The sequence below is a fragment of the Novosphingobium aquae genome (assembly GCF_037572715.1).
Lineage (GTDB): Bacteria > Pseudomonadota > Alphaproteobacteria > Sphingomonadales > Sphingomonadaceae > Novosphingobium > Novosphingobium aquae.
The window spans coordinates 1-25,708 of record NZ_JBBHJY010000006.1; the positions used below are offsets into that span (position 1 = coordinate 1).

Consider the following 25,708-nt stretch of genomic DNA (forward strand, 5'->3'; position numbering starts at 1 on the left):
CATTGAGCTTCCTTCACCAAAGCCAAAATCGTTCGCGCGCCAAATCTGTCATGGCCGGTATCGCCTGGTAGCAGCCACACCTCCGCGAACCGAAATCGAGGTATCTTTCAACGAAACATCGAGGCCGATATACTGCTCCATGGTTGTCCTCCATTAGATGCTTGGGCCCGGTGCACATCGTGAGCCCGTTCTTCATCTTATCGGGGGGCAACCACCCTGACGGCAATCTCGATCAACGAACCGACCTCGTCAAAGCCGGCGCTCCCGCGATTACCCTATGGTCGTACTTGTCCGCAAAAACCGTCGTCCCTATCCGCTGACATAGGAGTCAAAAAGCTGTCAGATGATGACATCCAAATGCGGCCTTGGTTCTTGAGCATGCCAGAAAGGCAAACCTTGTAGATTGCTTGCGAGATCTAGAGCGAAGCCCCCACTCTATGGTCTTCGAGGCTCTCGATAAGAACCACTGACAAGCACCTTCGAGGCGCAACGTGTCTCAGGCGTGAATTCACTTCATCTGGCACACATCCAGCACGTGTTCTCGCAGCCAACGATGTGCGGGATCGCCATCGAGCCGCGGGTGCCATAGCAATGAAATTGTAAAAGCATTCGCCTTTAGCGGCAACGGGAAGCTAAACATGCCATCGCGTAGCGCTGCTGTATGCATTTCTGGAACCGTCGCGATCAGATCGGAACCGCGGGCGAGCGCAAGCGCGGCCGCGAAACCATCGACTGTCGTCATAACGCTGCGGGCACGACCCGCTGCACGCAGCGTCTCGTCGATACCGCCCAAGTCGATGCCAGGGCGCCATGCCACTACATGATTCCAGGCGACAAACCTTTCCAAAGTGACTGCACCGTTCGCCAGCGGGTGGGCGCCGCGCACCACACCGATATAGCGGTCGACGAATAGCGCTTGGGTGCGGACCTCCGGGCCTTCCGTGCGCGCGACCACACCGGTTTCAAGATCGACGCTACCGTCGCGAAGACCATCGCTGCTCTTGTCGAGCTTTCGCACGAAGCGCAATTGTACGCACGGCGCCTCCTGCTGCACGCGCTCGATCAGAGGCGGGCCGAAGGTCTCGGCAAAACCATCGCTCATCCGACAAGTGAAGGTGCGTTCGAGTGTCGCCAGTTCAAGCCTGTCGGCAGGTCGCAAAAGCATGATCGCCTCTTCAACCAGCGCATGAACCTTATCCTTCATGTCGATTGCACGCTGGGTGGGGACGAGACCGCGGCCAGCACGAACAAGCAATTGATCTCCCGTTGCCTCACGAAGCCGGGCCAGTTGCCGGCTCATGGCTGAGGGACTGAGTTGCAGGCGAATTGCCGCGCGCGTGACGCTGCCCTCACTCAGTAGCACATCAAGCGTGTGCAGCAGGTTGAAATCGGGCGGCAGCATCCGCTGCAACATAGCGCGTCGAATGCAACTATAAAATGCAAATGATGCGTCTTCTGCACAAAACGTGGCGCAGCTAACCATTGGCTCATCACCACTCGCCAAGGAGAATGGAGCCATGAGTTGCGGAAGTCTGGAGCAGTTCGTCGCCGATGTGCAAGCCGAATGGGGTGCGATCAGCACTCCGCTGGTCGAGAGCTGCCGCGCTCGCATGAATGTGCTTACCGCTAGCGCAGAGACTGAGCCATGGCTCGCTGGCCTGCTCGCAGAACGGCCCGCTACGCGCGAACTTCACCGCGAGTTCAACAGCTTCATGTTGCTCGCTCATGCTGAGAAGCAGGGCCTCTATCGTCCGCCTCATGACCACGGAAGAGCCTGGGTGGTCTATGCCGTTCAATCTGGCGAGTTGGAGATCGGCACTTATGGGCGAGTGGTCGATGCGCATGGCGATCGGCTGATCAGGCGCGAAACGCAGTTGCTGCGCCCCGGAGGGGCACGTGCCTATCTGCCTGGCGACATCCACGACACGCGCTGCCTCAGCTCCGATGCGTTGGTATTCCGCTTCACTGAACGCGATTTGCGTCACGAGGATCAGGTTGAGCGCCGCGTCACGCGCTTTGTCGAGCGCGACGGTGAATGGTTTGCCCCGACATTATGATCCGTACGCGCGCCCAGAAACGCCTCAGCGTCATGGCTGTGCTTTCGGCGATGGCGCTAGTGGTGCTCGATGCAGGGCTGTTCAATGTTGCCTTGCCAACTGTTGGGGCTTCGCTAGACGCGGCTCCCGGGCAGGTGATCCTTGTGGTCAGTGGGTATCAGGCCGTTCTACTAATTGGCCTTCTCCCTTCAGCGCATCTTGCTGGCCGCCTTGGCCATCGCCGTCTGTTCGCTGGTGGTCTCGCGCTCTACGGCGCCGCCTCGATCGCCTGCGCCTTCGCCCCTAGCCTGGCGGTGCTGGTCGCAGCGAGGGCAGTGCAGGGCCTGGGAGGTGCGACGATTATGGCGCTCGGTATCGCCTTACTGCGCCTCGCCTTGGGGCCCGACTTTCTCGGCAAAGCTATCGGTTGGAACGCATTGACCGTCGCGCTTTGTTCAGCGGCTGGGCCAATCGTGGGCGCATTAATCCTGTCAGTTGCACCTTGGCCTTGGCTGTTTCTTGCCAAGCTGCCTTTGTGCGCGGTCGCGCTTTTGGCGACGCGCGCTTTGCCCGAAACTCCGAAGGATGGGCAACCGATCGATGTGGTAGGCATTGCACTGCACGCAGCCACCATTTCAATGGTCCTAGCCGTTGCGGGTCTTGCGATTGCGCATCCAGCCACAGCTGCTTTGCTAGTCGGCCCTGTGATCGCGCTCGGCATCGGTTTGGTGCAGCGACACGGAACGCATGAAGCGCCACTCTGGCCCGTAGACTTGCTGGCGCTGCGCCCGTTCAGAGTTGCCGTTCTCGCCTCCATCTTCTGCTTTACGGGCCAGTCCGCAGGGCTTCTCGCATTGCCTTTCTATCTCCAGCTCGCTCTGGACCAAGGACCGATGAACGCCGGTCTGGTTATGACCTGTTGGCCACTCACCGTCGCGTTGACGAGTTCGATCGCCAACCGGCTGGCCGAAAGGTTCGGCTCGGCGCCGCTGTGCGTTGTTGGTGGACTAGCGCTGGCATCTGGCCTGATGCTTTCCGCGCTTTGGCCAACGGCAGCGAGCCTTGCTCCACTGTCAATTGGCGCGGCGCTGAGCGGGCTCGGCTTCGGACTTTTTCAGGTGCCCAATAATCGCACCCTGTTCCTTAGCGTACCGCCCCATCGCAGCGCCGCCGCTGGCGGAATGCAAGGCAGTGCAAGGCTCATTGGACAGACGCTGGGTGCACTCTTCATTGGTCTACTTCTCGCAGGCATTCCCGCAGCAATCGCGCCGCGCATCGGCTTTGCGCTGGCATCGCTTTTTGCACTGGTCGCAGCACTCACAAGTGCGAGTGAATTATTTCCAGTACGAGGTAAACTGACTTGTTCACGATTCTTGAAAGGAGGGCCCCAATGAAAAAGTACTCAGCTGCTTTGGCACTCGCCTTGGCCGCGATCAGCGCTACGCCGCCCACCGCCGCAAAGGCGGAGATCGCTGCTACAATTCCCATCAAGGTTACGCCGGCAAGCGTCGGCGACCCCGGATATGCCGCAATCCCGGTGGTGATCTGGGCGCCATCTACTGGCACAGGCCTGCCGTTGGTCGTGATTTCTCACGGCACGGGCGGGGGGGCGCTCAGCCATGTCGATACGGCGCAGGCACTGGCCGAGGCGGGCTTCGTCGTCGTCGCGCCGATGCACCCCGGCGATAATTTCCAAGACGACAGCAACGTCGGAAAGCCCGCATGGTTCGTCGACCGCTCCCGGCACGTGAGCAAGGTGATCGACCATATGCTCAGTGGGTGGGAGGGGCATGCACGCATCGCGCCCGGAAAAATCGGTATATATGGTCTTTCAGCCGGCGCGACCACGGCGCTGATCACGATTGGGGGCGAGCCCGACCTCGCGCGTATCGCGCCGCACTGCGCAGCCTCTCCCGAATTCGTCTGCCGCATCATGGCTCCGCAAACAGTTACCACGCCGCCCGTTTGGACTCATGATGCACGCATCGCCGCAGCAGTCATCGCCGCACCTGGCATCGGCTTCGCGTTCGAGCCTGCCGGACTCACCAAGGTGCGTGTGCCCATTCAGCTATGGGTGGGGAGTGCGGATGAAACGGTGCCCTTCAAAAGCAACGCCGCGATCGTGCAGCGGCTGTTACCCAAGCCTCCCGAGTTCCACAGCGTAAGCGACGCCGTGCACCTTTCCTTCCTCGCGCCGTGTACTCCTGAAACACCTCCGTTCCTGTGCCAGGATAAGCCAGGTTTCGACCGCAGGGCATTCCATAACTCCTTTAATAAGTCCGTGATCGCATTTTTCCGGCAACAGTTTCGCATCACACCAAAGGCCAAGCCGTGATGCACCGATCCGTCCCCACCGCTCTTATTGCCTGCGCGCTGATTTCAGCCAGCGCGGTCAATGCGGCGTCGCGGGATTTCACGCACGCACTGCGGCGTTCAATCACCATAGCTGGGCACGAGAGTGAACGCTTCCGACTCAAAGATCGGATGGCTCACTATGCCGTCCCCGGCCTGAGCGTGGCGGTAATCGACAAGTGCCGCATCATCGAGGTTCGCGCCTTTGGAAATGCAGCGCCGGGCGGCGAGCCGGTGACGCGGCACACGCTGTTCCAGGCAGGGTCGATCAGCAAGGTGGTGACGGCAGTGGCTGCGCTCAAGCTGGTTGAGCAGGGCAGGCTCTCACTCGACGCGGATATCCGTGCGCGCCTGACAAGTTGGCATCTGCCCGAAAGCCCGTTACTCGCAGGGCGCAGCATCACGTTGCGGGGACTTCTTGGCCATACCGCAGGGATCAACCAAGAAGGCGGGATTGGCTATCCTCGCGGATCAAAACTACCCACCTTGCGTGAAATTCTCGAAGGGCGTCCGCCCGCGAATACTGCCTCGATCCGCGTCGAACATGCACCAGAAACAGCGTGGCGCTACTCGGGCGGCGGCTACTACATAACGCAGGCGTTGATGCAGGACGTGACGGGTGAAGCCTACCCGGCGCTCGTTTCAAAGCTCGTCTTCCGACCCCTTGGCCTGAAAGAAGGCAGTTTCTCACACCCACTCGATCAGAGGCATAGCCTTTTGGCTGCGCGTGCTGTTGGTCCGGATGGTTCGCCACTCGAAGGGGGGTGGCGCGAAAATCCCGAACTGGCGGCCGGCGGCTTGTGGACGACGCCCCATGAGTTGGCGCGGTTCGTAATCTCGATTGCGCATTCCGTGCGCGGCGAGGCCGGCGGCGTGCTGAGCGCCGCCAGCGCGCGCGAACTCATGACCCGCGGCCTCGGAAACTGGGGTCTAGGGGTCGATCTGGGGTCTCCTGATCAAGCCCGGCACTTTGGCCATACCGGTCACAACGTCGGCTTCACCTCAGAGTTCATCCTGTATCCTGACTCCTGCAAGGGTGCAGTTGTGATGAACAATGCCGACCAGGGTGGATGGCTCAATACGGAGGTTCTTCGAGCGATCGGCGATACGTATGGCTGGCCCGACCGCATCCCAGCGCCGGTGCAAAGCGCGATTCCGCTGACCGACGCTATTGCCGCTCGTTTCGTTGGCACTTACCAGCTTCGCGACTTCCCGTCCGAACGCTTTGTCATCTCCCGCCGCGTCGGCGGACTCTATTGGGCGCGACACGGGCATATCGGACGTGACTTGATACCAGCAACGGAGGGGAAGCTCTTCTCGCCGGATAGCAAGTTGACCCTCAGTGATGCGGCGCGCGAATCGAGAGCTGAAACGCTGACGCTATCGTTCGGCGCGCGGACGAATGTTGCCATTAGGGTCGCCGATTAGATCGGCCAATGGTCAAGAACCGCAATGTAACTTTTCGTTCGGCTCAAGTACCGATTGTGGCCTTTTGAGCACTACGGTCAAATGTGACCGCTGTGGAGGACGTTGAGTGCTGCTCGCATTCATCAACTAGAATGGCAGCAATTCTCAACGTGCGCTGAAAAAAAGAGGTACCCGACTGTCCGCAATTGCAGCCGTTTATCAATTGCGCGTCCTCAAGCTTCGTGTTCCAACTCCGCGATCCGCTCTGCACAAACCTCGTGGACAACCTGGCCAAGTTCTTCGACCCTTTGGCCGAGCCAAGCCAGTTCTTCGTCGCTGATCCGATAGTGCTTCGAATATCGCGCCTTGACGTAGGCTTCCTTGAGCTTCTCGAACAGTGCGCGTTGCTTGCGGTTTTCGGCGGGCCAGACGTAAGTCAGGCGCCGATCCAGCCGCTCGGCCTGAGTGCGCAGGAACCCGAGATTGTGCACGTGCGGGGTGTAGAAGGTGCAGACCAACAGCACGCAATGATAAAGTGACTCTGTCGTCTGGTGGAAAAGGAACGCAGCTTCCTTCGAGAATTGTTGCTCGACCGCATCTTGCGATAGTTTGAACTTTCGCATTGATGAGGGAAACCACTCCTCGAAATATTCCATTGCCATGGCCAGCGCCTGCCGCGGTGTCTTGGGCTTTGGCGTGTGCAGTTCGATGTTGTCGCTCTGGTAGAGCGCGATGCCTTCCCTGGCGACATCCATGAAGAAATAGCGGCCATGGGCTAGCCCGTCGTTCACTTCCTGCAGTGTATGGACGATGAAGTTGACCGGCGTAGAGAGCGTACCGGTGATGCCATATTCGCGCATCAACCGCTCATCGAGCTTGGCCCAGTACTTCACCCGGTCGGTCAGCCGCTTGTCGCTCACAATGATCAGCAGGTCGAAGTCGGACTTGTAGCCCTTGGCGGTGTGCGGCTCATCGATCCACCCGCCCCGCGCGTAAGAGCCGTAGAGGATCACCTTGAGGATCCGTCCCTGCTTCTTCCACTCGTGTTTCGCCAGCGCGAAGGCGTCGCCAAATTCTTCGAACAGGATCTGCACAACACGCTCAAGCTCGCGCTTCTTGTTGGCCGGAAGGTGATCAAGGTCGGTGCGCATCAGACGTTCATGCTAGCAGAGCAGAACCCGGCCTGCCCAGTGGCGCATGCACAAAATGCGCCATAATTGAGGTAATCCCGGCACCCGCAGCTTTCGCTTGACCTGCGCCAAGACTTTGCCCTGCCTACCACTTAGCGGTCGCGGTTGGACGCAGTTTGTCACCTGCAATTCCCAAAATCCGCTGAGGGAATCACCGCAAGGGGCAATCCAAGGATTCGCGACCCACAATCGTATGTGGGAACTGAAGAGGGAACGTCCAAACGTCAAACTCAAATTAACGGATGAATATCATCACGTTAATAGAGGTTGAATGGATGCCCCGCGAGGACTCGAACCTCGATAAACGGAATCAGAATCCGGTGTCTTACCATTAGACGACGGGGCAATGCAGTGCGCGCGCTTAATGCCGGGTCCGGGTGGGGTCAAGCGCATTTGCAACCATTGCTTGCCCCATGCGCGCCTCACCTCTACGATGGCGGGCGATGCCTGCCCTTGGGGCGGGGAAACGATGTTCGAGTAACTGACCATGGCGGAATACCATCCGCCGGCAATGCGCGAGGAGGCTGGGCACAGCGAGGCGGAAGGCAGACGCGGCACACCGGAAGGATTTTCCGGCAGCCCCATTCCGCATCAGGGCCCATCCCAAGGCCCGCGCATTTCCGGTGGCTTACCGGAAGAAGGCGGCGATTCGCCGGATGCCTCGCCGCGCAAGCAATACGCGGGGCCAAGGGCGGGACTGCGGCAGGCTTATGCTGCGATAGACCTTGGCACCAACAATTGCCGGCTGCTTATCGCGCGTCCTTCGGGTGAGCACTTTGTCGTGATCGATGCCTTCAGCCGCGTCGTGCGGCTGGGCGAAGGCCTGGCGCAGTCGGGCCGCTTGTCGGACGAAGCAATGGACCGTGCGGTTGAGGCGCTGCGGGTCTGCGGCGAAAAGCTGCGCAAACGCAATGTCCACCTTGCCCGCTCGGTCGCCACCGAAGCCTGCCGCCGCGCCAGCAACGGCATGGATTTCATTGAACGGGTGCGGGAAGAAACCGGCATCCACCTCAACGTCATCACCGCGCAGGAAGAAGCGCGGCTGGCCGTGCTGGGTTGCCACATTCTGCTCGAATCGGGTGAAGGCCCGGCTATGATCTTCGACATCGGCGGCGGGTCTACCGAACTGGTGCTGATCGAAAGCGGGCCGACCGTGCCGCGCATCCTCGACTGGCACTCGGTGCCTTACGGCGTCGTCTCGCTGTCCGAGACCTGCGGCGAGGAAGGCGAGGGCGAAGCAGCGCGAATCGAACGCTATGCGGCCATGCGCAAGCTGGTGCGCGACAGTTTCGCCGACTTTGCCCAACGTATTTCGCCCAAGCGGCTGAGCCGGCCGATCACCGAGCTGCGGTTGCTGGGCACCAGCGGCACGGTGACCACGCTCGCCAGCCTGCATCTCGATCTGCCCCAATACGATCGCCGCGCGGTCGATGGCCTGATCGTACCGTCGCAGGACATGCGCGCGATCAGCGAGAAACTGTCGTCGATGTCGCCCGAACAGCGTCGCGAGCTGCCCTGCATCGGCCGCGAACGCGCCGACCTGGTGGTGGCGGGCTGCGCGATTCTCGAAACCATTCTCGACCTCTGGCCGGCCGACCGGCTCGGCGTCGCCGATCGCGGGATTCGCGAAGGTATCCTCAGGAGCCTCATGGCATCAGGCGGCCACCCCGGCCATGCCCGTGCCGTGCTGCAGAAACTGGAACGCTAATGAGCCGCTCGGGCAAGAATCCCAACGAGAAGCTGAAGACCTCCAAGGGCCGCACGGCGAGCTCGACGCGGTGGTTGCAGCGTCAGCTCAATGATCCCTACGTCAAGCAGGCCAAGGCCGATGGCTATCGCAGCCGCGCGGCTTACAAGCTGGCCGAACTGGATGACCGCTTCGGCCTGATCAAGTCGGCGAAACGCGTGGTCGATCTTGGCGTGGCACCCGGCGGCTGGAGCCAGATCGTCCGTCAGCGCAGTCCCAAGGCCGGCGTTGTCGGCATTGACCTGCTGCCGACCGATCCGATCGAGGGCGTGATCCTGTTCGAAATGGACTTCATGGACGACGAAGCCCCCGCCGCGCTCGAAGCAGCGCTGGATGGCCCGCCCGACCTCGTCCTGTCGGATATGGCGGCGAACACAGTGGGCCACAAGGCGACCGACCACCTGCGAACGATGGGACTGGTCGAAGCCGCCGTCGATTTCGCCATCACCACACTCGAACCGGGCGGAGCTTTCGTTGCGAAGGTCTTCGCCGGGGGCACGGATGGGGACCTTCTGGCGATTCTCAAGCGCAATTTTTCGAGCGTGAAGCACGCCAAGCCGCCGGCTAGCCGCAAGGATTCGTCGGAGTGGTATGTGATCGCGCAAGGGTTCAAGGGGCGGCCGTAAACCTGTCGTCGTCCCGGACCTGATCCGGGACCGCTGGCCTCATCGAAACGGCAGAAGCATCGGGTTCCCCAACACCGTCATCATCCTGAAACAAGTTCAGGATGACGTTGTCCGGTAGTAGCGGTCTTTTTGCCCCAATCGAAAAGGGCGGAGCCTCGCGGCCCCGCCCTCTGAATTTCGTTCGTCGAAAGCTTACTTCTTCGCAGCAGCTTCCGGTGCGCCCGATGCGGCGGCTTCGCCTTCCTTCGGCGCTTCGGCAGCTTCTGCAGCCGGAACGGCGGGAAGCGGCAGGTTTGAACCCTGCGCATTGAGGTAAGCGATCACGTTGGCGCGCTCAGCGCCGTCAGACAGGCCGGCGAAGGTCATCTTGGTGCCTGCAGCCATGGCCTTGGGGTTCTTCAGCCAGGCGTCCATCTTGGCCCAGTCCCACGATCCGCCAACCTTCTTGAGGTCATCCGAATAGGCGAAACCGGCGTGGCCGGCGACGGCTTTGCCCATGGTGGCGTTGAGGTTCGGGCCGATGCCGTTGGCGCCGCCCGCATCGATCGTGTGGCACGACTTGCACTTGGCAAAGGTGGCTTCACCCTTGGCCGGATCGGCAGCGGCAAGGCGCGCTTCGATCGGTTCTTCCTTCGCAGCTCCGCCTTCGCTGGAAACGACGCCCGCGATTTCGTAGCCCATCTTTTCAGGACGGTGCGACTTGTCCGCGTGGAAATAGCGGCTGCTGATGCTCGAGAGGCCCAGCGCGATAATGCCGGCGCCGAGCACCCAGCCGGCAGTGGTGTTGAAACGGTCGTCCATCGATGAGCCCCAGGGTTCACTATTGGCAGTTGTCGCGCGCTCTAGTGTCGCCCCGTCCTAAGCGCAAGAGCCATTGCGGGATAAAGCGAAGCCTTCTAAGCGCCGCGGCGATGCACAGCTTTCCCGAACCCGCCCTCGCGCTTGTTGCCGAGATGGAACAGGCCGCCGCCGCCGACCCTTCGCGCGCCGTGTCATTTCAGGGCGCGCCCGGCTGCAATGGCCACCGAGCCGCGATGGAATATGCGCCCGATTGCCTGCCGCTGCCGTGCTTTTCGTTCGAGGACGCGCTTGATGCAGTAAAGGAAGGCCGCGCCGCGAAAGCGATTATCCCGATCGAGAATTCGCAGCACGGGCGCGTCGCCGACATTCATTTCCTGCTGCCGGAAAGCGGGCTCTATATAATTGGCGAGCATTTCCTGCGGATTTCCCATGCCTTGATGGGCCTGCCGCGCGCCGATGGCAGCGCCGGGCCGTTCAGCGCCGCCTACAGCCACCCGCAAGCGCTCGGCCAGTCGCGACACTATCTGCGCGAACGGGGCATCGTGCCGATGGCCTATGCCGATACCGCCGGCGCGGCCGCTTTCGTCAAGGAGCAGGGCGATCCTGCCGCCTGCGCCATTGCACCGCGAATCGCCGCTGAACTCTATGGCCTCAAAATCGTCGAGGAAGAGGTAGAGGACGCGGCGGACAATACCACGCGCTTTGTCGTGCTGGCCAATATGCCGCTTGATCCCGCGACCGACCTTTCAGGCGGGCCGGCGATGACCACGCTGGTCTTCGAAGTGCGGAACGTGCCCGCCGCGCTGTACAAGGCGATGGGCGGATTTGCCACCAACGGCGTCAACATGACCAAGCTGGAATCCTACCAGAAAGGCGCCAGCTTTGCCGCGACGATGTTCTTTGCCGACATCATTGGCAAGCCGGGCGATCCGGCGGTGGACCTTGCGCTGGAGGAGGTGGCGTTCCACTGCAAGCATCTGCGATTGCTTGGTTCCTACCCGCAGGCCCGCGCCCGCGGCTGATCGCCACACCGCTTGCGCCGCAAGGCGCGGCGTGCCACCACTGAGGCGTGTCAGGGGGTCCATCTGCAATCGCTGGTTCGGCTGCGAGCCACGTCGGGCGCGACTGGGAACAGTTGCGCAAGGCGGGCGACATCCAGTTTGCGCCGGTCGATTACAAGCCCAAGCCGCCGCCCGAACCGCCGGCCTGGCTGCAGGCGATCATGGATTTCCTTGAAAAGCTGCTTTCCCCTCTGGGCAAGCTGCTGGGGCTGAACACCACGGCCTTGCTGTGGATCATGGGGCTGGTCATCGGCGCCTGTGTGCTGCTGCTGGTCTGGCGCATCGTCGCCCCGTTGATCGAGGCGCGCCGCGTGGCCAAGGCGGCCGAGGTGCCGGACGAATGGACGCCTGACCGCACCGCCGCGCAAGCCCTGCTCGAAGATGCCGACCGGCTCGCCGCGGAGGGCCGGTTTGACGAGGCGACGCACCTGCTGCTCCAGCGCTCGGTTGACCAGATCGCCCGCGCGCGCCCCGGCCTGCTTCACCCGGCGACGACCGCGCGCGAGATTGCCGGCAACGGCGCGCTGCCCGACCGCGCCCGCGCCGCATTTTCCGCCATCGCCGTGCGCGTCGAACGCAGCTTCTTCGCGCTGATTCCCTTGGGCGCCGATGACTGGCAGGCGGCGCGCACAGCCTATGCCGATTTCGCGCTGGCGGAAATTTCCGCATGAGCGCGCCCACCGTCTCTGCCGTCATGACTGCTGCCGAAGCACCCCACGCTGTCGGCTCCAGCCCGTTCAATCCGCGCGCCGTGCTCGCCATGGTGCTGTTCGGCGCCGTCGTCTTCGTCGCGCTGTTGTGGATGCTGGGTGCGGGGCTGACCACCCGGCCCGAGAATACCGCCGATGCCCACGCCGGCAGCAATGGCCTCACGGGCTTTGCCGGCCTTGCCCAACTGCTCGAAGCGCAGGGTTATCAGGTCACCCGCGCGCGCAACGAAACCGGGCTGCAGCAGCCGGGGCTGGTGATCCTCACCCCGCCGCACATTACCGATGGCAAGAAGATCACAAAGCTGATCAAGGATCGCCGCTATATCGGGCCGACGATCCTTGTCCTGCCCAAGTGGCAGACCATGCCGGCCGAGCTGATGGCGCTGGCCAGCGGCGGGAAGGCGAAGAAGGGCTGGGTCGCCCTGCAAGAGGCCGAGAGCCCGGATTGGGGCAAGGACCTTGAGCCGCAAGCGCTTTCCCCGAAGGTGGAAAAGCATTCCGCGGACCGGCCCTCGTGGCAGGGGCTGGGCCTGTCGGGCTGGCTGCCCGACAAGAGCGTCCAGACCGTGATTGCGCCGCGCATGGTGACGCTGGTCCGCGATTCGCAAGGGGCCGAGCTGGCCGGCTACCTCGATGATGGAGGCTACTATCCCGATCTCGCCGATGCCGCCGAAGTGGAAAGCCTAGGCGAGGATGAGAGGCTATATCCAGTCATCATCGTCGCCGAACCCGACCTGCTCAACAACTGGGCGATGGCTGACCGGTCGCGCGCTTTGCTGGCGCTGGAACTGGTGTCGCTTGCCTCGGCAGGCGAGCGCGGGCCGGTGGTGTTCGATCTGACGCTCAACGGGTTCAAGACCGCGCCGAACCTGCTGACACTGGCGTTCCAGCCGCCTTTCGGTGCTGCCACTTTCTGCCTGCTGCTCGCCGCGCTGATCGCCGGCTGGCGCGCGTTCCGCCGCTATGGCCCGCCGCTGGTCGAAGGGCGGGCGATCGCATTCGGCAAGCGCGCGCTGGTGAGCAATTCGGCGGGCCTCGTGCGCCGGGCCGGGCGGCTTCACCTGCTCGCCGCGCCCTATGCCACCCTGGTGCGTGACCGGCTGGCGGGGCAATTGTCGCTGCCCCGCCACACCGACGCCGCCGCTGCCGAAACCGCGATCGACCGGGCGCTGGCGACGCGCGATCCCGATGCAATGCCGTTTTCCGTAGCCGTCGCCCGGATGCACGCGGCGCGCCGCCCGATCGACCTGGTTCGCGCGGCGCATACCCTGTTCGCCCTAGAAAGGACCCTGAAACGATGACTGATGCCGCCCCCATGTCGCTGGCTGAAGTTCGCAGCCTTGCCGACGCCATACGGGCAGAAGTGGCCAAGGCCGTGGTCGGTCAGGCCGATACAGTCGATGGCCTGCTGGTCGCGCTGATGGCGCAGGGGCACGTGCTGCTCGAAGGGCCGCCGGGAACCGCCAAGACCTTCCTCGCCCAGTGCTTTGCCGCCACGCTTGGACTTCACTTCGGGCGCATCCAGTTCACGCCTGATCTGATGCCGGGCGATATTCTGGGTTCGAACCTGTTCAACTTCCAGACCAGCCAGTTCACCCTGACGCGTGGACCGATCTTCTGCGACCTTCTGCTGGCGGATGAAATCAACCGCACCCCGCCCAAGACCCAGGCCGCGCTGCTCGAAGGCATGCAGGAACGCCGCGTCACGCTGGACGGCGAAGTCCACCACCTCGCGCCGCACTTCATGGTCGTTGCGACGCAGAACCCGATCGAGAGCCAGGGGGTCTATCCGCTACCCGAAGCCCAGCTCGACCGCTTTCTGTTCAAGCTTCTGGTGACCTATCCCAGCGCCGCCGAAGAAGCGCGGATTGTCACTCGATTCGGGGAGCGTGCCGGGCCGGCACGGGTGGCGGACTTCGGTATTGCCCGGGTCGCCGATGCCGCCACGCTCGATGCAGCCGCTCAGGCGGTGAAGGGCGTGACGCTGGCGGAAAGCATAGTGGATTACGTCGTGCGGCTGGTCCGGGCAACACGCGAAAGCGCCGACCTCGCCTCGGGCGCCAGCCCGCGCGCGGCGGTGCTGTTGGCCAATGCCGCCCGCGCCCGCGCCGCGCTGGATGGGCGTGACTATGTGGTGCCCGACGATGTCAAGGCGCTCGCCACGCAGGTCCTGCGGCACCGCCTGCTGCTCTCGCCGGCGGCGGAGATCGAAGGCAAGCAGGTTGAGGCACTGGTCGCTGAACTGGTCGAGCGTACCGAGGCGCCGCGGTGAAACTGCCCTTCGCCAGTCCGGAAGCGCGCAGCGGTTCGGGAATGGTCCCGACCGTGCGCGCGGCCCTGCTGGCAGCACTCGCAGCCCCGGCGGCGCTGGTCGTCGCGGCGGCGGCTCCGGCGGCATGGCCAGTCATTCCGGCGCTCGGGCTGACGCTGCTGGCGCTGGTGCTATTCGATGCGCTGCTGGCGGGACCGTTCGGCGGTCTGCGGCTGATCGCGCCGGGCGATTGCGAAGTGGGTGAACCGGCACGAATCGCCGCGCTGGCTGACCTTCCGGGCCGGGTTACGGGCCGCGTAGACCTGTCGCTGGCGCTCGATCCGCGCATTGCTTCGGGCGGTCGGCTCGACTTTGCTTTGCAGCGCGGGACCGAGGGTGAGGCCTCCGTCTGGCATGGCTCGTCCTTGGTCACCCCCAGCCGGCGCGGCTCGGCCATGATCACGCGGGGCTGGCTGCGTTGGCAGGGGCCGCTCGGGATCGGGGCGCGGCAGCGCGAGATCGATCTGGATCAGGCGATGCGCGTGTGGCCCAATCTTGCCGCTGTGCGTTCACCCGCCTTGCAAGCCTTCCTCAAAGATTCGCAGTTCGGGCTGATTGCCCGCCGGATGCGCGGCGAGGGTACGCAGTTTGAGGCGCTGGCCGATTACCAGCCCGGCATGGACCGCCGCCGGATCGACTGGAAATCCTCGGCCCGGCACATGCATCTCTACGCCAAGGAGTACGAGAACGAGCGCAACAACCCGATCGTCTTCGCCTTCGATTGCGGTCAGGCGATGTGCGAGCCGGTTGCTGGATTGCCGCGCATCGACCGCGCGGTCTCGGCGGCGCTGGCCACGGCCTATGTCGCGCTGAAGGGTGGGGACCGCGTCGCGCTTTACGGCTTTGCCGCCCGACCTCAATTGCTGACTCCTTTCGTCACCGATGCGCGCGATTTCCACCGGCTTCAGCGCGCTGCCGCGGGGCTGGATTACCATGCGCAGGAGCCGAATTTCACGCTCGCCCTCGCGTCGCTGTCGGCGCGTCTGGCGCGGCGTTCGCTTGTGGTGATTTTTTCCGACTTTACCGACCCGACGAGCGCCGAACTGATGATCGAATCGGTGACGCGGCTGGTGTCGCGCCATGTCGTGCTGTTCGTGACGATGGCCGATGCCGAGCTGGACGAGATCGCCGGGGCTGCGCCGGACGGCATGGGCGAGCTCGCCATGGCGGTGGCTGCCGACGGCCTGCTGCGTCAGCGCGCGCTGGTACTGCAGCGACTGCGCCAGATCGGCGTCGACGTGGTTGAAGTGCCGTGGGACCAGATCGGCATGCGGGTGATCGACGCTTACCTCAATATCAAACGCGCCGGGAGGATCGGCTGATGGCCAAGGCTCCAACGGTGCTTTCCGGCGACCGCGCAATCGAGGCCGCAGCCCTGCGTTCCGACCGCTTCCGGCTGGAGCGCGAGGCGGACTGGCTGCGGCTGGAGGCCATCGTCAGCCGCATGGAATCGGGGCGGCTGCGCAAGATCCCGGACGAAGACCTGCTCGCCCTGCCGGTGCTCTACCGCACGGTCGCTTCCAGTCTGTCGGTGGCGCGCGAAACCTCGCTCGATGCGGCGACGCTGGCCTATCTCGATGCGCTGGTGCAGCGCGCGTGGTTCCTCGTCTATGGCCCGCGCACCGGCTTTGCCGCGTGGCTCCGCCAGTTCCTTGGCGGCGGGCTTTCGGCGGCAGTGCGCGGCATCTGGTTCGAGATTCTGGTGGCGCTGGCGGTGATGGTGGCCGGGACGTTGGTGGGCTGGCTGCTCGTCGCGTCAGAGCCTTCGTGGTACTATTCGCTGGTGCCCGGCCAGTTCACCGATACGCGGGTGCCCGGTGCCAGTCATGAGGTGCTTAAAGCCACGCTGTTCGGCAATGCCGACCAGCCGGCGATGTCGGTCTTTGCCACTTACCTGTTCAGCAACAATGCGCAGGTGGCGATCCTGGCCTTCTCGCTGGGCTTTGCTTTCGGTATCCCCTCGCTGCTGCTGCTGGTGCAGAACACGGCGACGCTGGGGGCGATGATGTGGCTCTATCGCGGGCAGAACCTGCTGTGGGATTTCGGCGGGTGGATTTCGGTCCATGGAACGACCGAGCTGTTCGCCATCCTGCTCGCTGGGGCGGCCGGGCTGCATATCGGCCGATCGATCGCCTTTCCGGGCCACCGGGGCGTGCTGCAATCGGCGGCAGCGGCGGGCCGGCGTGCGGCGACAGTCATGGCTGGGGTGGTGCTTATGCTGGTCTTGGCGGCGCTGCTTGAAGGCTTTGCCCGCCAGCTCATCGACAACACGCAGGGGCGCTACATGGTCGGCATGACAATGCTGGCGCTGTGGTGCGCCTATTTCTTCGGCCTGCGCCGGCGTGAAGTGATCGGCGCATGAAGGACGCGAAGGCGCTAAAAGCTGGGCGGCAACGGGGGCTGGTGACGCCCGAGGGCATCGCGCTGAACCTGACAGTTGCTACACGCGGGGCGCGCTTCGGGGCGCTGGCGCTTGATCTCGTGATCATCGGTTGCTTGCAGATCGCGACGACGCTGTTCCTCGTCTACCTCGCCAGCGGGGTGTTTGAACTCGATCGCAAATTTGTCGAAAAGAGCGCGGCCGGCAGCGCGCTGCAATTGCTGGCGATCCTGTGGTTCGCGGCGATGTTTCTGTTCCGCAACGCCTATTTCATGTTCTTCGAGCTGGGCCCGCGCGGCGCGACATGGGGAAAGAGGGCGGTCGGCATCCGCATCGCATCGCGCGATGGCGGGCGGCTCACCTCCGAAATGGTGCTCGCCCGCAACCTGCTGCGCGACATCGAACTGTTCCTGCCGGTGAGCATCATGCTGGCGGCATCGAGCGGGGAAATGGGCCTTGCCGGCTTTGCGGCGGCTTGCTGGTTCCTGGTCTTCGCGCTGTTCCCGCTGTTCAACCGCGATTCGCTTCGCGCCGGGGACCTGATCGCCGGCACCTGGGTGGTCGAAGCACCGCGCCAGCGGCTGGAAACCGTGCTCTCCACCACAGGTGCGGCACACCACGGGACCAGCCGTGAAACTGGCGCACAGTACCGCTTTGGCGAGCGGGAACTGGCCATCTACGGCGAATACGAATTGCAGACGCTGGAGCGTGTTCTGCGCGAGAACCGGCATGAGGCTCTGGTGGCCGTGCATGAGGCGATCTGCCGCAAGATCGGCTGGGACCCCGGCTCGGGCGACCAACACGCCTTCCTCGAAGCCTATTATGCGCAGCTGCGCGCGCGGCTGGAAGGCGGCATGCGGATGGGCAAGCGCAAGGTGGACAAGTGGGCGTAAAGTCTTTCCACTTAAGTGGGAGCGGGCCGGTGCCGCGCCTGTCGCAGCAGAGCTGATACAGAGACAAGCCGCGTAAAGCGTTCTCCCGCCCGGCCTGCCGCCGGACGGGAGCTCGGGCTAAATTACTTCTTGAAACGCAATTCGCGCAGCAACATCGATCCGGCCAGCTTGCGATACTTTGCGCGGTCGCCCGATTCGCTTTCCATCTGCGCAATGGTGCGCTGCATGTGCGCGCGATAGGCCGCATCGCGCTTCACGTTTTCAGCGGCACTGGCAAAGGTGGGAAAGCGGACGATCAGGTAAACGTCGGGCTCACCCTTGCGCGGGTACATGTTGCCCATCACCTCGTAGGAGGTGATCCAGCCCTGCGCCTTGGCGAAATCCTGCCCCTTGCGCCACATTCCGGCGATGTGCTGGGCATAGTCGAGCGAATGGCCATCATCGATCTGGATGGCGCTGATCTCGACGAAGTCCCCATCTTCAAGCGGGTAGGAATCCTGCGCCTGAAGCGGCGTAGCGAAGGCGAGGCACAGCGAAGCAGCGGCAAAAGCCGCGTGACGAACGTTGAACATGGCATCTACTCCCGAATTCGGCAGTTGCGACCGGGACCGAAAATGGTCCCCTTTCCCGCCGGTCCCCCAGAATCGGCGCGTACCCAATTCCTAATCCCGAAGTGGAATCAGGTTACGATCGCAACGAAATTGAGTCAAAGCTTACGAATCACATCGATTCAGCATCTTGCAGCGACTCGCCAGCCCGGCTTGCATTGGCCGCGCGGGCAACGCATCAAGCACCTGTGACCCAGACACTGCGCTTCCTTGAGGACGGTCTTGCCAGCGACCAGATTGTTGCCTTGCTCGACCTGCACCTGCGCGAAATGCACGCGTGGTCGCCGCCCTGCTCGGTCCACGCCATGTCGGTCGAACGGCTGCGCGCGCCGGATGTAACCTTCTGGTCGGCATGGGACAGCGAACACCTTGCCGGCTGCGGCGCGCTCAAGCATCTTGATGCCGTCCACGGCGAGGTGAAGTCGATGCGCGCTCACCCGGATTACCGGGGCAAGGGCGTGGGCAAGGCAATCCTCGTCCATCTTCTCGAACAGGCCAAAGCGCGCGGGTACAGCCGGCTCAGCCTTGAAACCGGGACCAGCGACGAATTCGCTGCGCCGCGCGGGCTCTATGCCGCGCACGGGTTCGAAGAATGCGGTCCATTCTCGGACTATGAGCCTGACCCGTTCAGCTATTTCATGACGAGGACCTTGTGAGCGAACTTATCCTGCGCGCCGCCACACCGGCAGATATTCCGGCTCTGTCAAAACTGGGGATCGACAGTTTCGTGGCGACTTTCGGCCATATGTATTCGGCCAAAGACCTCGCCGATTTTCTCGAGGAAGCCCATTCGCACAACGCGCTTGCCGGCGAACTGGCCGATCCCGCGCGGCTTTACTGCCTGGCTGAACAGGACGGCGCGCTGGCCGGTTATTGCAAACTGGGGCTGACCTGCGGCTTCCCGGACCATGCGCGCGGGCAAAACGTGCTGGAACTCAAACAGCTCTACACCGCCGCCGGGATGACCGGCATGGGCATCGGCAAGGCGCTGATGGACTGGGCCATGGCCGAATTCACCGCGCGAGGGGCGGACGAAGTGCAGCTTTCGGTGTGGAGTGGCAATCACGGCGCGCAGAAGTTCTATGCGCGCTATGGCTTCGCAAAAGTCGCCGACATCAAGTTCCGTGTCGGTGAGCAGCTTGACGACGAATTCCTTTTTGCCCGGTTAATGTGACGCTTGCGTCCCGAGCCGCGCGGGCCTAGCGGCTTGGCCCACGTGACCCGATCCGCGCGCCAGTTCCCTGTAATCCTGTGGCTGCTTGCCGCGCTGGCGCTTTGCGTGCGCGCTGCGGTTCCCGCTGGCTGGATGCCGGTGGCCGATCAGGGCGGCATCCGGATCGAGATCTGCTCGGGCAGCGGGCCGATGGCCATGGTGCTTGAACGCGATGGCTCGCTGCACGAAGGGCGCGGGCCAGCATCGCCGACATCGCGCGACCCCTGCCCCTTCGGCACGGCCCCCGCCATGGCCGCCGACCTGCCCCCGGTGATTGCGCTGGCCCCGCCGCCCCTGACCCAGCCGCAGGAACACGCGCGCATCGCGGCCTTCGCTGCGCTGCCGTTTGTCCGTGGCCTGACCCCGCCTGCCACGGGACCCCCTTACGCCGCTTGATCCGCACCCTTTTCAACGATCAAGCGAGTAAGAAAATCATGACTGTTACCAAGCTGGGTAGCGCATTTGCGCTGCCGCTGGCGCTATGCGCCATTCCTGCCGCCGCGCAGGACAATTCGTCCGAAGAAATCGCCGTCACCGCTCTGCGCCCCGATGCCCACGGCCCCGCCGGGACCATGGCCGACCACGTCCACAAGCAGGGCGACTGGATGTTCGGCCTGATGGCCATGCACGAAAGCTATGGCGGCGCGAACCGGGCCGGCACCACGGACCTGACCCCGGCGCAGGTCGCAGCTGCCGGCTATTCCGTTCGTGACAGCGCGATGACCATGGACATGGCCATGCTCCACGTCATGTATGCGCCGAATGATCGGGTGACGCTGATGCTGGTGCCCAGCTGGATGCGCATGGGCATGACCATGGAGGGCCTGCCGGCAATGGCGGGCGGCATGGCCAGCGGCCACGGCGGCCATACGCTGATGCCGGGGCAGACCATGGCGCACAGCGTGCAGGGGCTGGGCGACACGCAGTTCGGTGCGCTGGTATCGCTGTCGCGCCGGCCGGAGCTTTCGGTTCATGCCGGGCTGATGGTCTCGGCCCCCACCGGCAGCGTCAGCCGACGCAATGCCTCGGGCAGTTATGTCCACTATATGATGCAGGGCGGTTCGGGCACCTGGGACCTCAACCCCTCGTTCACGCTGCACGGCGCGAACCGGCGCTTTGGCTGGGGCGCGCAGGTGGCCTATCTGTTCCGGGTCGAGGACGCGAACAAGAGCGGCTTCCGCTTTGGCGACCGCTTCACCGCCACGGCCTGGGCCAGCAAGCCGGTTACCGGCAACCTGTCCCTTTCGTCGCGGATTGCCTTCTCCCGCGAAGGCACGATCCAGGGCCATTACAATGGCGCGCACGGCCATGCCTCGCCGCCCGACCTTCAGGGCAATTACGGCGGCACCAGGATTGATGCCGGGCTCGGCGCGAACCTGATTGTCGCCAAGCGCGTGCGGCTGGGGCTGGAAGCAGCTCTGCCGGTTCTTCAGGATCTGAACGGCATCCAGTTGCCGCGAAAGTTCAGCGGTAACCTGTCCGCCAGCCTGATGTTCTGACCAGATGGAACGGGAGCGGTGAGGGTTTGCCCTTGCCGCTCCCGGCTCCTATATGCGCCCCATGTCCTCCATCCGACCCTGGCGCGATATCGCGCGCCGTCAGTGCCGCCAGATCATGGTCGGCAAGGTACCCATCGGCGGCGATGCGCCGATTGCGGTGCAGACCATGACCAATACGCTGACTTCCGACGCCAGGTCGACGATCGACCAGATTCGTCGCTGCGAGGATGCCGGGGCCGATATCGTGCGCGTGTCCTGCCCGGATGTAGAAAGCACCGCCGCCTTGCGCGAGATCGTGCGCGCCGCGCAGGTGCCGATCGTTGCCGACATCCATTTCCACTACAAGCGCGCGCTGGAAGCGGCAGATGCGGGCGCGGCCTGCCTGCGGATCAACCCGGGCAATATCGGTTCCAGCGAGCGCGTTGCCGAAGTGGTACGCGCAGCCAAGGCCAACGGCTGCTCGATCCGCATCGGGGTCAACGCCGGCAGCCTTGAGAAGGACCTGCTCGAAAAATACGGCGAGCCGTGCCCGGAAGCGCTGGTGGAGAGCGCGCTCGATCACATCAAGCTGCTGCAGGACCACGATTTCCACGAATACAAGGTCGCGGTGAAGGCCAGCGACGTATTCCTCGCCGTCGCCGCCTACATGGGGCTGGCCGAGGCGACCGATTGCCCGCTGCACCTTGGCATTACCGAAGCGGGCGGCTTGATCGGCGGCACGGTGAAAAGCTCGATCGGCATCGGCAACATGCTGTGGGCGGGCATCGGCGACACCATCCGCGTCTCGCTTTCCGCCGAGCCGGAAGAAGAGGTCCGTGTCGGCTTCGAAATCCTCAAGAGCCTTGGCCTGCGCACCCGCGGCGTTCGCGTCGTGTCCTGCCCCAGCTGCGCGCGGCAGGGCTTTGACGTGATCCGCACGGTCGAGGCGCTGGAAAACCGGCTTGGTCACATCAAGACGCCGATGAGCCTGTCGGTCCTTGGCTGCGTGGTCAACGGCCCCGGCGAGGCGCGCGAAACCGATATCGGCATCACTGGCGGCGGGAATGGCAAGCACATGGTCTATCTTTCGGGCGTGACCGACCACCACGTGTCGAGCGAGGCAATGCTCGATCATATCGTGTCGCTGGTGGAGTCGAAAGCGGCCGAGCTTGAAGCGGCGACGACCGATGTCGGCGGCGCTGACGGGGCGCATTGAGCGCTGCCAACTTCGCCCATTGGTAAAATCCTAACCCTTGCGGTGGCACGTTTATCGCGTGACCCGCCTGATGATCCTTGCCCTGAGCGCAATCGCATCGATGCTGCTGCTGGTGCAGCTGTTCGCGCCGCGCGGTGAAGCCCGGGCCGAGCCGAGCGGCGCGGCGAGCAGCGCCCCGCCTTCGCCAAGGGGCATGATGTTTGCCGAAAGCGCCGGAGAGGCCGGCGAGATCCAGATTCCGCGCGATTCCTCGGGCCAGTTCCACGTGAAGGCAAAGGTCAACGGCGCGGAGGAACGCTTCCTGATCGATACCGGCGCCGATGTCGTCGCGCTGACGATCGAGACCGCCGAAGGTGCCGGACTGTCGGTCGATCCGGCCAATTTCACCGCCCTGATGCAGACCGCTTCGGGCGAGGGCATGGGCGTTCGGATGCGAATCGATGATTTCGAAGTCGGAGGCCGCCATTTCCGCGACCTCGATGTCGTGGTCATGGAGGGGCTGCAGACCAACCTGCTCGGCCAGTCGGTGCTGCGAAAGTTCGGCAAGGTCGAGATGCGCGGCGACCGCATGGTGATTTCGCACGATTGAGCCGGACGCGCGGCCCGGCTAGGGCATGCATCCATGCTGTCCATCCGCCCCGCCGCCCGCACCGACCTGCCGCTGATCGCGCAGTTCATCCGTGACCTCGCCGAATATGAAAAGCTGTCGGACGCGGTGCGTTTCGACGAGGCGGTCATGGGTGAGAAGCTGTTCGGCGCGCGTCACTATGCCGAAGTCGTGATCGGTGAGGTGGATGGCAAGGCGCAGGGATTTGCGCTGTTTTTTCATAACTTTTCGACCTTTGAAGGTCTGCCGGGGATCTACCTAGAAGACCTGTTCGTCCGGCCAGAGGCGCGCGGGGCCGGGCTGGGCAAGGCCCTGCTCGCGCATCTTGCGGCTCTCGCGGTGGAGCGTGGCTGCGCCCGGCTGGAATGGTCGGTGCTCGACTGGAACGCGCCGGCCATAGGATTCTATGAAAAACTGGGTGCGCGGGGCATGGACGATTGGACCGTGATGCGGCTCGATGGCGCGAATCTGGATCAATTGGGCGCGGCTGCAGGTTCTCCCGCCGATTAGCACTTGGCGAATCGATACAGGCTCACTTAATCTGATCGTGCTATGACGGGGGTCATGAACAGACGGAGCGTCCTTGCTGGGTGCCTTGCCACTGGTGCGATAGTGGCACCGCTGACGCGCGCGCTTGCGCAGTCGGTTATTGGCCCGCTGGAAGGTGAGTTCGACAAGGCGTTCGGTGTGCCCGGGCAGAACCCTGCGCCGGTCGCGCCCGGCGCCGTGCCGGTCGAACCCGCGCCTATTGTGCCGTCGCTGCCGATGGAAGCCCCGCTTGATCCTGCCTACAACGCCCGCCTGATCGAGATTGCCCGGCGCGAAATCGAGCGCGCGGGCAACAAGCTGTGGCGCACCGATATTGCCGGCATTGCCGATTTCGGACGGCCCAGTACCCTGCCTCGCTTCCACTTCGTCAATCTGGAAGCCGGTCGCATCGATTCGTTCCGCGTCTGCCACGGGCGCGGATCGGACCCCGATCATTCTGGCTTCCTGCACTCATTCTCGAACGTGCCCGGCTCGGAAGCCACGTCGCGCGGCGGCTACCTGACCTGCGAGTGGTACTACGGCAAATACGGCACCTCGATCCGGCTGGAAGGCATGGAGCGCGACAATTCGAACGCGCTGCAACGCGCCATCGTCATGCACCCCGCCGCCTATGCCGCGCCCCAGCATATAGCCAAGTTCGGTAAACTTGGCCGCAGCGAGGGTTGCTTCGCCATGGCTCCCGGCGATTTTAACCAGGCGCTGGTGCACCTGTCGAACGGCCGCCTGCTTTTCGCGGACCGCATTACGCTGACTTGAAGGCCTGGCGGACCAATCGATCCCAAACAACGCCATCCTGAACTCGTTGCAGGATCCATTTCGCCTTGGGCACGGTTCCGCGTCAGTTGAGCTAACGGCGCAGTTGCGCGTCCGCACAATCGGCGGGATGTTAGGCACGATGGATCCTGAAACGAGTTCAGGATGACGGGGGAGAGCGAATTTGCGCCCCCCTCACCTCACAGTGGGTTGTCGAGCTTGATCACCGCTTCAGTGCTCTTGCGCTGGGCGGTCTTGAGCTGGCGCGGAGCAGCGAGGCTGGCGAGGACCGGAGCATCGCGCAGGTATATGTCGGGGAAGGCCTTCATCACACCATCGATCGACTTCGCATAGGTGAAGTAGCCGATGTAGACTGGCATCGGGCGCTTTGCCATTGGCACCTTGGTATAGACGCCCGAAGCGCTGATTTCCGCGGCTTCGTCGGCCGTTTTGCCGCCGCCGATGATGGCAAGGGCAATCGCCAGCTCGGTCGCGCGCTCGGTGCGGACGCAGCCGTGGCTGAGCGCGCGTGAGGCGGAGTTGAACAGGCCGCGGCTCGGCGTATCGTGCAGGAAGATCGCGTGCTCGTTGGGCATGTCGAGCTTCATCAGGCCCAGCGCGTTCTTGGGTCCGGGCTGCTGGACAACGGTAATCATCCCGTCTGCCCCCTTGGTCACGACATAGCCCTGCGCCTTGGCCGAGGCCGGGTTGCCCATCAGCTGCGCGCCGAGCCCTTCGCCCTTCACGATCGACTGCGGAACAGTCCAGGTCGGGTTGAACACCACGCCTTCGACCATTTCGGAGAGCTGCGGCGTTGCTGTGCGGCCCGGCTTGCCGACGATCGTGCGATAGGTGCGCACGATCTTGTCCTTGCGGACCAGACGCAGCTGGAATTCGGGCACGTTGGTGATCAGGTAATATTCGCCGAGGTCGTGGCTGAGCCAGCGCCAGCGGTCCATGTTGGCGCGGATCTGGTTGCGTGTCTTGGCGTCCGGCGCCTTGGTGAGGGCATCGCGCAGTTCGGCATAGTCCGGATAGGTGGGATTGAGCGCGGCGAGCGTGCCGGCAATGTCGCCGCTGTCTAGCGCGCGGCTCATCACCGCGACGGTCGGATTGACGTCCATGTCCTTGTCAAACGCGAACCACTGCACGCGCGCCTTCATCGGCGTGCGGCCATCGCGCAGGTCTTCAGTCAGCCAGGTGAAGCTCTTGCTGGCAACGGCGTCGAGCTCCGGCCCTTCGCCCTTAGCAATCGCGGCGCGCAGCGCGGCGGGCTGGTAATCGGCGGGGGTCAGGCCTTCCTTGCCAATGCCCTCGATCACCGTCGCCAGTGCCTTGGCATTGGCCAGTGACCACGCCATCACCGGGTTGGGATCGGGCGCAACCGGAGCGGGGGCCGGGAGCGGCTGGACAGTTGCCGTCACGGGTGCAGCCGTTTCGCCCGGTTTCGCGGCGGGTGCCGAAGGCGAGGTTGCGACCGGCGCGGGCACGATAACCGGCTGCGCTGCGGGAGCGACGGGCGCAGGGGCGGAGCTTTGAGCGATGGCGCCGGCCGGCAGAATGGCAAGCGCCATTGCCGTAACCGCTGCGAACTGCGCCATGCGAGAGAATTTCATTTGGTACCCATCCTGTTTGCCGGGGGGAAATGCCGAAGTGGCCCGCGCTTCATGCCCGTTTGCTGCGTCTGCATCAACACCTTGGCCCTTACGCTGCGATGAACGGAGGCGTGAATTGCCGCGCTGGCCTTCGCTCTCCGCCACATCTATGGCC

At 63.7% G+C, this 25,708-nt stretch carries 26 protein-coding genes and 1 tRNA gene; 21 read left to right on the forward strand and 6 right to left on the reverse strand.

Annotated features, from left to right (window positions below):
* Positions 1–508 precede the first annotated feature (508 nt).
* Positions 509–1,402, reverse strand: a complete 894-nt coding sequence (locus tag WG900_RS12125) for a LysR family transcriptional regulator (protein ID WP_339967429.1) — start codon at positions 1,400–1,402, stop codon at positions 509–511.
* A gap of 115 nt (positions 1,403–1,517) precedes the next feature.
* Here WG900_RS12125 and WG900_RS12130 point away from each other — a divergent pair, with 115 nt between their 5' ends.
* From WG900_RS12130 to WG900_RS12145, 4 genes are read left to right on the forward strand one after another with little or no spacing between them, the layout of a single operon-like run.
* Positions 1,518–2,057: a hypothetical protein gene (locus WG900_RS12130; protein ID WP_339967430.1), complete on the forward strand. Its 540-nt coding sequence runs from the start codon at positions 1,518–1,520 to the stop codon at positions 2,055–2,057.
* Entirely contained in the window at positions 2,054–3,430 is a 1,377-nt protein-coding gene (locus WG900_RS12135) for an MFS transporter (protein WP_339967431.1), read from the forward strand. The genes WG900_RS12130 and WG900_RS12135 overlap by 4 nt, the downstream gene beginning before the upstream one ends.
* Complete coding sequence (locus tag WG900_RS12140) at positions 3,427–4,371, forward strand: alpha/beta hydrolase family protein (protein ID WP_339967433.1); 945 nt, start codon at positions 3,427–3,429, stop codon at positions 4,369–4,371. Before WG900_RS12135 ends, WG900_RS12140 begins: the two co-directional genes overlap by 4 nt.
* A complete protein-coding gene (locus tag WG900_RS12145) occupies positions 4,371–5,816 on the forward strand; it encodes a serine hydrolase domain-containing protein (RefSeq protein ID WP_339967435.1) in 1,446 nt (481 codons plus the stop codon). Before WG900_RS12140 ends, WG900_RS12145 begins: the two co-directional genes overlap by 1 nt.
* Positions 5,817–6,028: 212 nt before the next feature.
* Here the strand turns inward: WG900_RS12145 and WG900_RS12150 are convergent, their stop codons facing one another.
* Positions 6,029–6,946, reverse strand: coding sequence for a nucleotidyltransferase and HEPN domain-containing protein (locus tag WG900_RS12150; protein ID WP_339967437.1), 918 nt, complete (start codon positions 6,944–6,946; stop codon positions 6,029–6,031).
* A 311-nt stretch (positions 6,947–7,257) separates the two neighbouring features.
* A tRNA-Gln gene (locus WG900_RS12155) sits at positions 7,258–7,331 on the reverse strand.
* A gap of 141 nt (positions 7,332–7,472) precedes the next feature.
* On the opposite strand from WG900_RS12155, the gene WG900_RS12160 reads away from it, so the two are divergent.
* Together WG900_RS12160 and WG900_RS12165 are read left to right on the forward strand one after the other, a co-directional pair.
* A complete protein-coding gene (locus tag WG900_RS12160) occupies positions 7,473–8,693 on the forward strand; it encodes a Ppx/GppA phosphatase family protein (protein WP_339967439.1) in 1,221 nt (406 codons plus the stop codon).
* Positions 8,693–9,358: an RlmE family RNA methyltransferase gene (locus WG900_RS12165; RefSeq protein WP_339967440.1), complete on the forward strand. Its 666-nt coding sequence runs from the start codon at positions 8,693–8,695 to the stop codon at positions 9,356–9,358. The genes WG900_RS12160 and WG900_RS12165 overlap by 1 nt, the downstream gene beginning before the upstream one ends.
* A gap of 192 nt (positions 9,359–9,550) precedes the next feature.
* Here WG900_RS12165 and WG900_RS12170 read toward each other — a convergent pair whose 3' ends face one another.
* Positions 9,551–10,159: a c-type cytochrome gene (locus tag WG900_RS12170; RefSeq protein ID WP_339967441.1), complete on the reverse strand. Its 609-nt coding sequence runs from the start codon at positions 10,157–10,159 to the stop codon at positions 9,551–9,553.
* A 110-nt stretch (positions 10,160–10,269) separates the two neighbouring features.
* Here WG900_RS12170 and WG900_RS12175 point away from each other — a divergent pair, with 110 nt between their 5' ends.
* From WG900_RS12175 to WG900_RS12205, 7 genes are read left to right on the forward strand one after another with little or no spacing between them, the layout of a single operon-like run.
* Entirely contained in the window at positions 10,270–11,181 is a 912-nt protein-coding gene (locus tag WG900_RS12175) for a prephenate dehydratase (protein ID WP_339967442.1), read from the forward strand.
* 47 nt (positions 11,182–11,228) lie between these two features.
* Positions 11,229–11,891, forward strand: coding sequence for a hypothetical protein (locus WG900_RS12180; RefSeq protein WP_339967444.1), 663 nt, complete (start codon positions 11,229–11,231; stop codon positions 11,889–11,891).
* Positions 11,888–13,231, forward strand: coding sequence for a DUF4350 domain-containing protein (locus tag WG900_RS12185; protein WP_339967445.1), 1,344 nt, complete (start codon positions 11,888–11,890; stop codon positions 13,229–13,231). Before WG900_RS12180 ends, WG900_RS12185 begins: the two co-directional genes overlap by 4 nt.
* On the forward strand, positions 13,228–14,202 hold the full coding sequence (locus tag WG900_RS12190) for an AAA family ATPase (RefSeq protein WP_339967446.1): 975 nt from the start codon (positions 13,228–13,230) through the stop codon (positions 14,200–14,202). The genes WG900_RS12185 and WG900_RS12190 overlap by 4 nt, the downstream gene beginning before the upstream one ends.
* Positions 14,203–14,243: 41 nt before the next feature.
* A complete protein-coding gene (locus tag WG900_RS12195; RefSeq protein ID WP_339967758.1) occupies positions 14,244–15,563 on the forward strand; it encodes a DUF58 domain-containing protein in 1,320 nt (439 codons plus the stop codon).
* A complete protein-coding gene (locus WG900_RS12200; RefSeq protein ID WP_339967447.1) occupies positions 15,563–16,603 on the forward strand; it encodes a stage II sporulation protein M in 1,041 nt (346 codons plus the stop codon). Before WG900_RS12195 ends, WG900_RS12200 begins: the two co-directional genes overlap by 1 nt.
* Positions 16,600–17,514 (forward strand): RDD family protein, encoded by a 915-nt coding sequence (locus WG900_RS12205; RefSeq protein WP_339967450.1) that lies wholly within the window; start codon positions 16,600–16,602, stop codon positions 17,512–17,514. The genes WG900_RS12200 and WG900_RS12205 overlap by 4 nt, the downstream gene beginning before the upstream one ends.
* A gap of 122 nt (positions 17,515–17,636) precedes the next feature.
* Here the strand turns inward: WG900_RS12205 and WG900_RS12210 are convergent, their stop codons facing one another.
* Positions 17,637–18,086, reverse strand: a complete 450-nt coding sequence (locus tag WG900_RS12210) for a hypothetical protein (RefSeq protein WP_339967452.1) — start codon at positions 18,084–18,086, stop codon at positions 17,637–17,639.
* A 224-nt stretch (positions 18,087–18,310) separates the two neighbouring features.
* Between WG900_RS12210 and WG900_RS12215 the strand changes: the two genes are divergently transcribed.
* From WG900_RS12215 to WG900_RS12250, 8 genes are all read left to right on the forward strand, one after another.
* On the forward strand, positions 18,311–18,778 hold the full coding sequence (locus WG900_RS12215; RefSeq protein ID WP_339967454.1) for a GNAT family N-acetyltransferase: 468 nt from the start codon (positions 18,311–18,313) through the stop codon (positions 18,776–18,778).
* Positions 18,775–19,296: a GNAT family N-acetyltransferase gene (locus WG900_RS12220; RefSeq protein ID WP_339967456.1), complete on the forward strand. Its 522-nt coding sequence runs from the start codon at positions 18,775–18,777 to the stop codon at positions 19,294–19,296. The genes WG900_RS12215 and WG900_RS12220 overlap by 4 nt, the downstream gene beginning before the upstream one ends.
* 42 nt (positions 19,297–19,338) lie before the next feature.
* On the forward strand, positions 19,339–19,731 hold the full coding sequence (locus WG900_RS12225; RefSeq protein WP_339967458.1) for a hypothetical protein: 393 nt from the start codon (positions 19,339–19,341) through the stop codon (positions 19,729–19,731).
* A gap of 38 nt (positions 19,732–19,769) precedes the next feature.
* Positions 19,770–20,834, forward strand: a complete 1,065-nt coding sequence (locus WG900_RS12230) for a transporter family protein (RefSeq protein WP_339967459.1) — start codon at positions 19,770–19,772, stop codon at positions 20,832–20,834.
* A 61-nt stretch (positions 20,835–20,895) separates the two neighbouring features.
* Positions 20,896–22,029, forward strand: coding sequence for a flavodoxin-dependent (E)-4-hydroxy-3-methylbut-2-enyl-diphosphate synthase (gene ispG, locus WG900_RS12235; RefSeq protein WP_339967461.1), 1,134 nt, complete (start codon positions 20,896–20,898; stop codon positions 22,027–22,029).
* 70 nt (positions 22,030–22,099) lie between these two features.
* Complete coding sequence (locus WG900_RS12240) at positions 22,100–22,618, forward strand: retropepsin-like aspartic protease family protein (protein ID WP_339967462.1); 519 nt, start codon at positions 22,100–22,102, stop codon at positions 22,616–22,618.
* A gap of 33 nt (positions 22,619–22,651) precedes the next feature.
* Positions 22,652–23,146: a GNAT family N-acetyltransferase gene (locus tag WG900_RS12245; RefSeq protein WP_339967463.1), complete on the forward strand. Its 495-nt coding sequence runs from the start codon at positions 22,652–22,654 to the stop codon at positions 23,144–23,146.
* Positions 23,147–23,248: 102 nt separating this feature from the next.
* Positions 23,249–23,941, forward strand: a complete 693-nt coding sequence (locus WG900_RS12250) for a murein L,D-transpeptidase catalytic domain-containing protein (RefSeq protein WP_339967464.1) — start codon at positions 23,249–23,251, stop codon at positions 23,939–23,941.
* Positions 23,942–24,138: 197 nt separating this feature from the next.
* On the opposite strand, the gene WG900_RS12255 is transcribed toward WG900_RS12250, so the two are convergent.
* Complete coding sequence (locus WG900_RS12255; RefSeq protein WP_339967465.1) at positions 24,139–25,554, reverse strand: L,D-transpeptidase family protein; 1,416 nt, start codon at positions 25,552–25,554, stop codon at positions 24,139–24,141.
* Between the last annotated feature and the right edge of the window lie 154 nt (positions 25,555–25,708).

What these genes read in the sequence shown, in the direction of transcription:
- WG900_RS12125 (WP_339967429.1), bottom strand. Translation starts at nt 1,402, where the DNA reads ATGCTGCCGCCCGATTTCAACCTGCTGCACACGCTTGATGTGCTACTG.
- WG900_RS12130 (WP_339967430.1), top strand. Translation starts at nt 1,518, where the DNA reads ATGAGTTGCGGAAGTCTGGAGCAGTTCGTCGCCGATGTGCAAGCCGAA.
- WG900_RS12135 (WP_339967431.1), top strand. Translation starts at nt 2,054, where the DNA reads ATGATCCGTACGCGCGCCCAGAAACGCCTCAGCGTCATGGCTGTGCTT.
- WG900_RS12140 (WP_339967433.1), top strand. Translation starts at nt 3,427, where the DNA reads ATGAAAAAGTACTCAGCTGCTTTGGCACTCGCCTTGGCCGCGATCAGC.
- WG900_RS12145 (WP_339967435.1), top strand. Translation starts at nt 4,371, where the DNA reads ATGCACCGATCCGTCCCCACCGCTCTTATTGCCTGCGCGCTGATTTCA.
- WG900_RS12150 (WP_339967437.1), bottom strand. Translation starts at nt 6,946, where the DNA reads ATGCGCACCGACCTTGATCACCTTCCGGCCAACAAGAAGCGCGAGCTT.
- WG900_RS12160 (WP_339967439.1), top strand. Translation starts at nt 7,473, where the DNA reads ATGGCGGAATACCATCCGCCGGCAATGCGCGAGGAGGCTGGGCACAGC.
- WG900_RS12165 (WP_339967440.1), top strand. Translation starts at nt 8,693, where the DNA reads ATGAGCCGCTCGGGCAAGAATCCCAACGAGAAGCTGAAGACCTCCAAG.
- WG900_RS12170 (WP_339967441.1), bottom strand. Translation starts at nt 10,159, where the DNA reads ATGGACGACCGTTTCAACACCACTGCCGGCTGGGTGCTCGGCGCCGGC.
- WG900_RS12175 (WP_339967442.1), top strand. Translation starts at nt 10,270, where the DNA reads ATGCACAGCTTTCCCGAACCCGCCCTCGCGCTTGTTGCCGAGATGGAA.
- WG900_RS12185 (WP_339967445.1), top strand. Translation starts at nt 11,888, where the DNA reads ATGAGCGCGCCCACCGTCTCTGCCGTCATGACTGCTGCCGAAGCACCC.
- WG900_RS12190 (WP_339967446.1), top strand. Translation starts at nt 13,228, where the DNA reads ATGACTGATGCCGCCCCCATGTCGCTGGCTGAAGTTCGCAGCCTTGCC.
- WG900_RS12195 (WP_339967758.1), top strand. Translation starts at nt 14,244, where the DNA reads ATGGTCCCGACCGTGCGCGCGGCCCTGCTGGCAGCACTCGCAGCCCCG.
- WG900_RS12200 (WP_339967447.1), top strand. Translation starts at nt 15,563, where the DNA reads ATGGCCAAGGCTCCAACGGTGCTTTCCGGCGACCGCGCAATCGAGGCC.
- WG900_RS12205 (WP_339967450.1), top strand. Translation starts at nt 16,600, where the DNA reads ATGAAGGACGCGAAGGCGCTAAAAGCTGGGCGGCAACGGGGGCTGGTG.
- WG900_RS12210 (WP_339967452.1), bottom strand. Translation starts at nt 18,086, where the DNA reads ATGTTCAACGTTCGTCACGCGGCTTTTGCCGCTGCTTCGCTGTGCCTC.
- WG900_RS12230 (WP_339967459.1), top strand. Translation starts at nt 19,770, where the DNA reads ATGACTGTTACCAAGCTGGGTAGCGCATTTGCGCTGCCGCTGGCGCTA.
- ispG (WP_339967461.1), top strand. Translation starts at nt 20,896, where the DNA reads ATGTCCTCCATCCGACCCTGGCGCGATATCGCGCGCCGTCAGTGCCGC.
- WG900_RS12240 (WP_339967462.1), top strand. Translation starts at nt 22,100, where the DNA reads ATGATCCTTGCCCTGAGCGCAATCGCATCGATGCTGCTGCTGGTGCAG.
- WG900_RS12245 (WP_339967463.1), top strand. Translation starts at nt 22,652, where the DNA reads ATGCTGTCCATCCGCCCCGCCGCCCGCACCGACCTGCCGCTGATCGCG.
- WG900_RS12255 (WP_339967465.1), bottom strand. Translation starts at nt 25,554, where the DNA reads ATGAAATTCTCTCGCATGGCGCAGTTCGCAGCGGTTACGGCAATGGCG.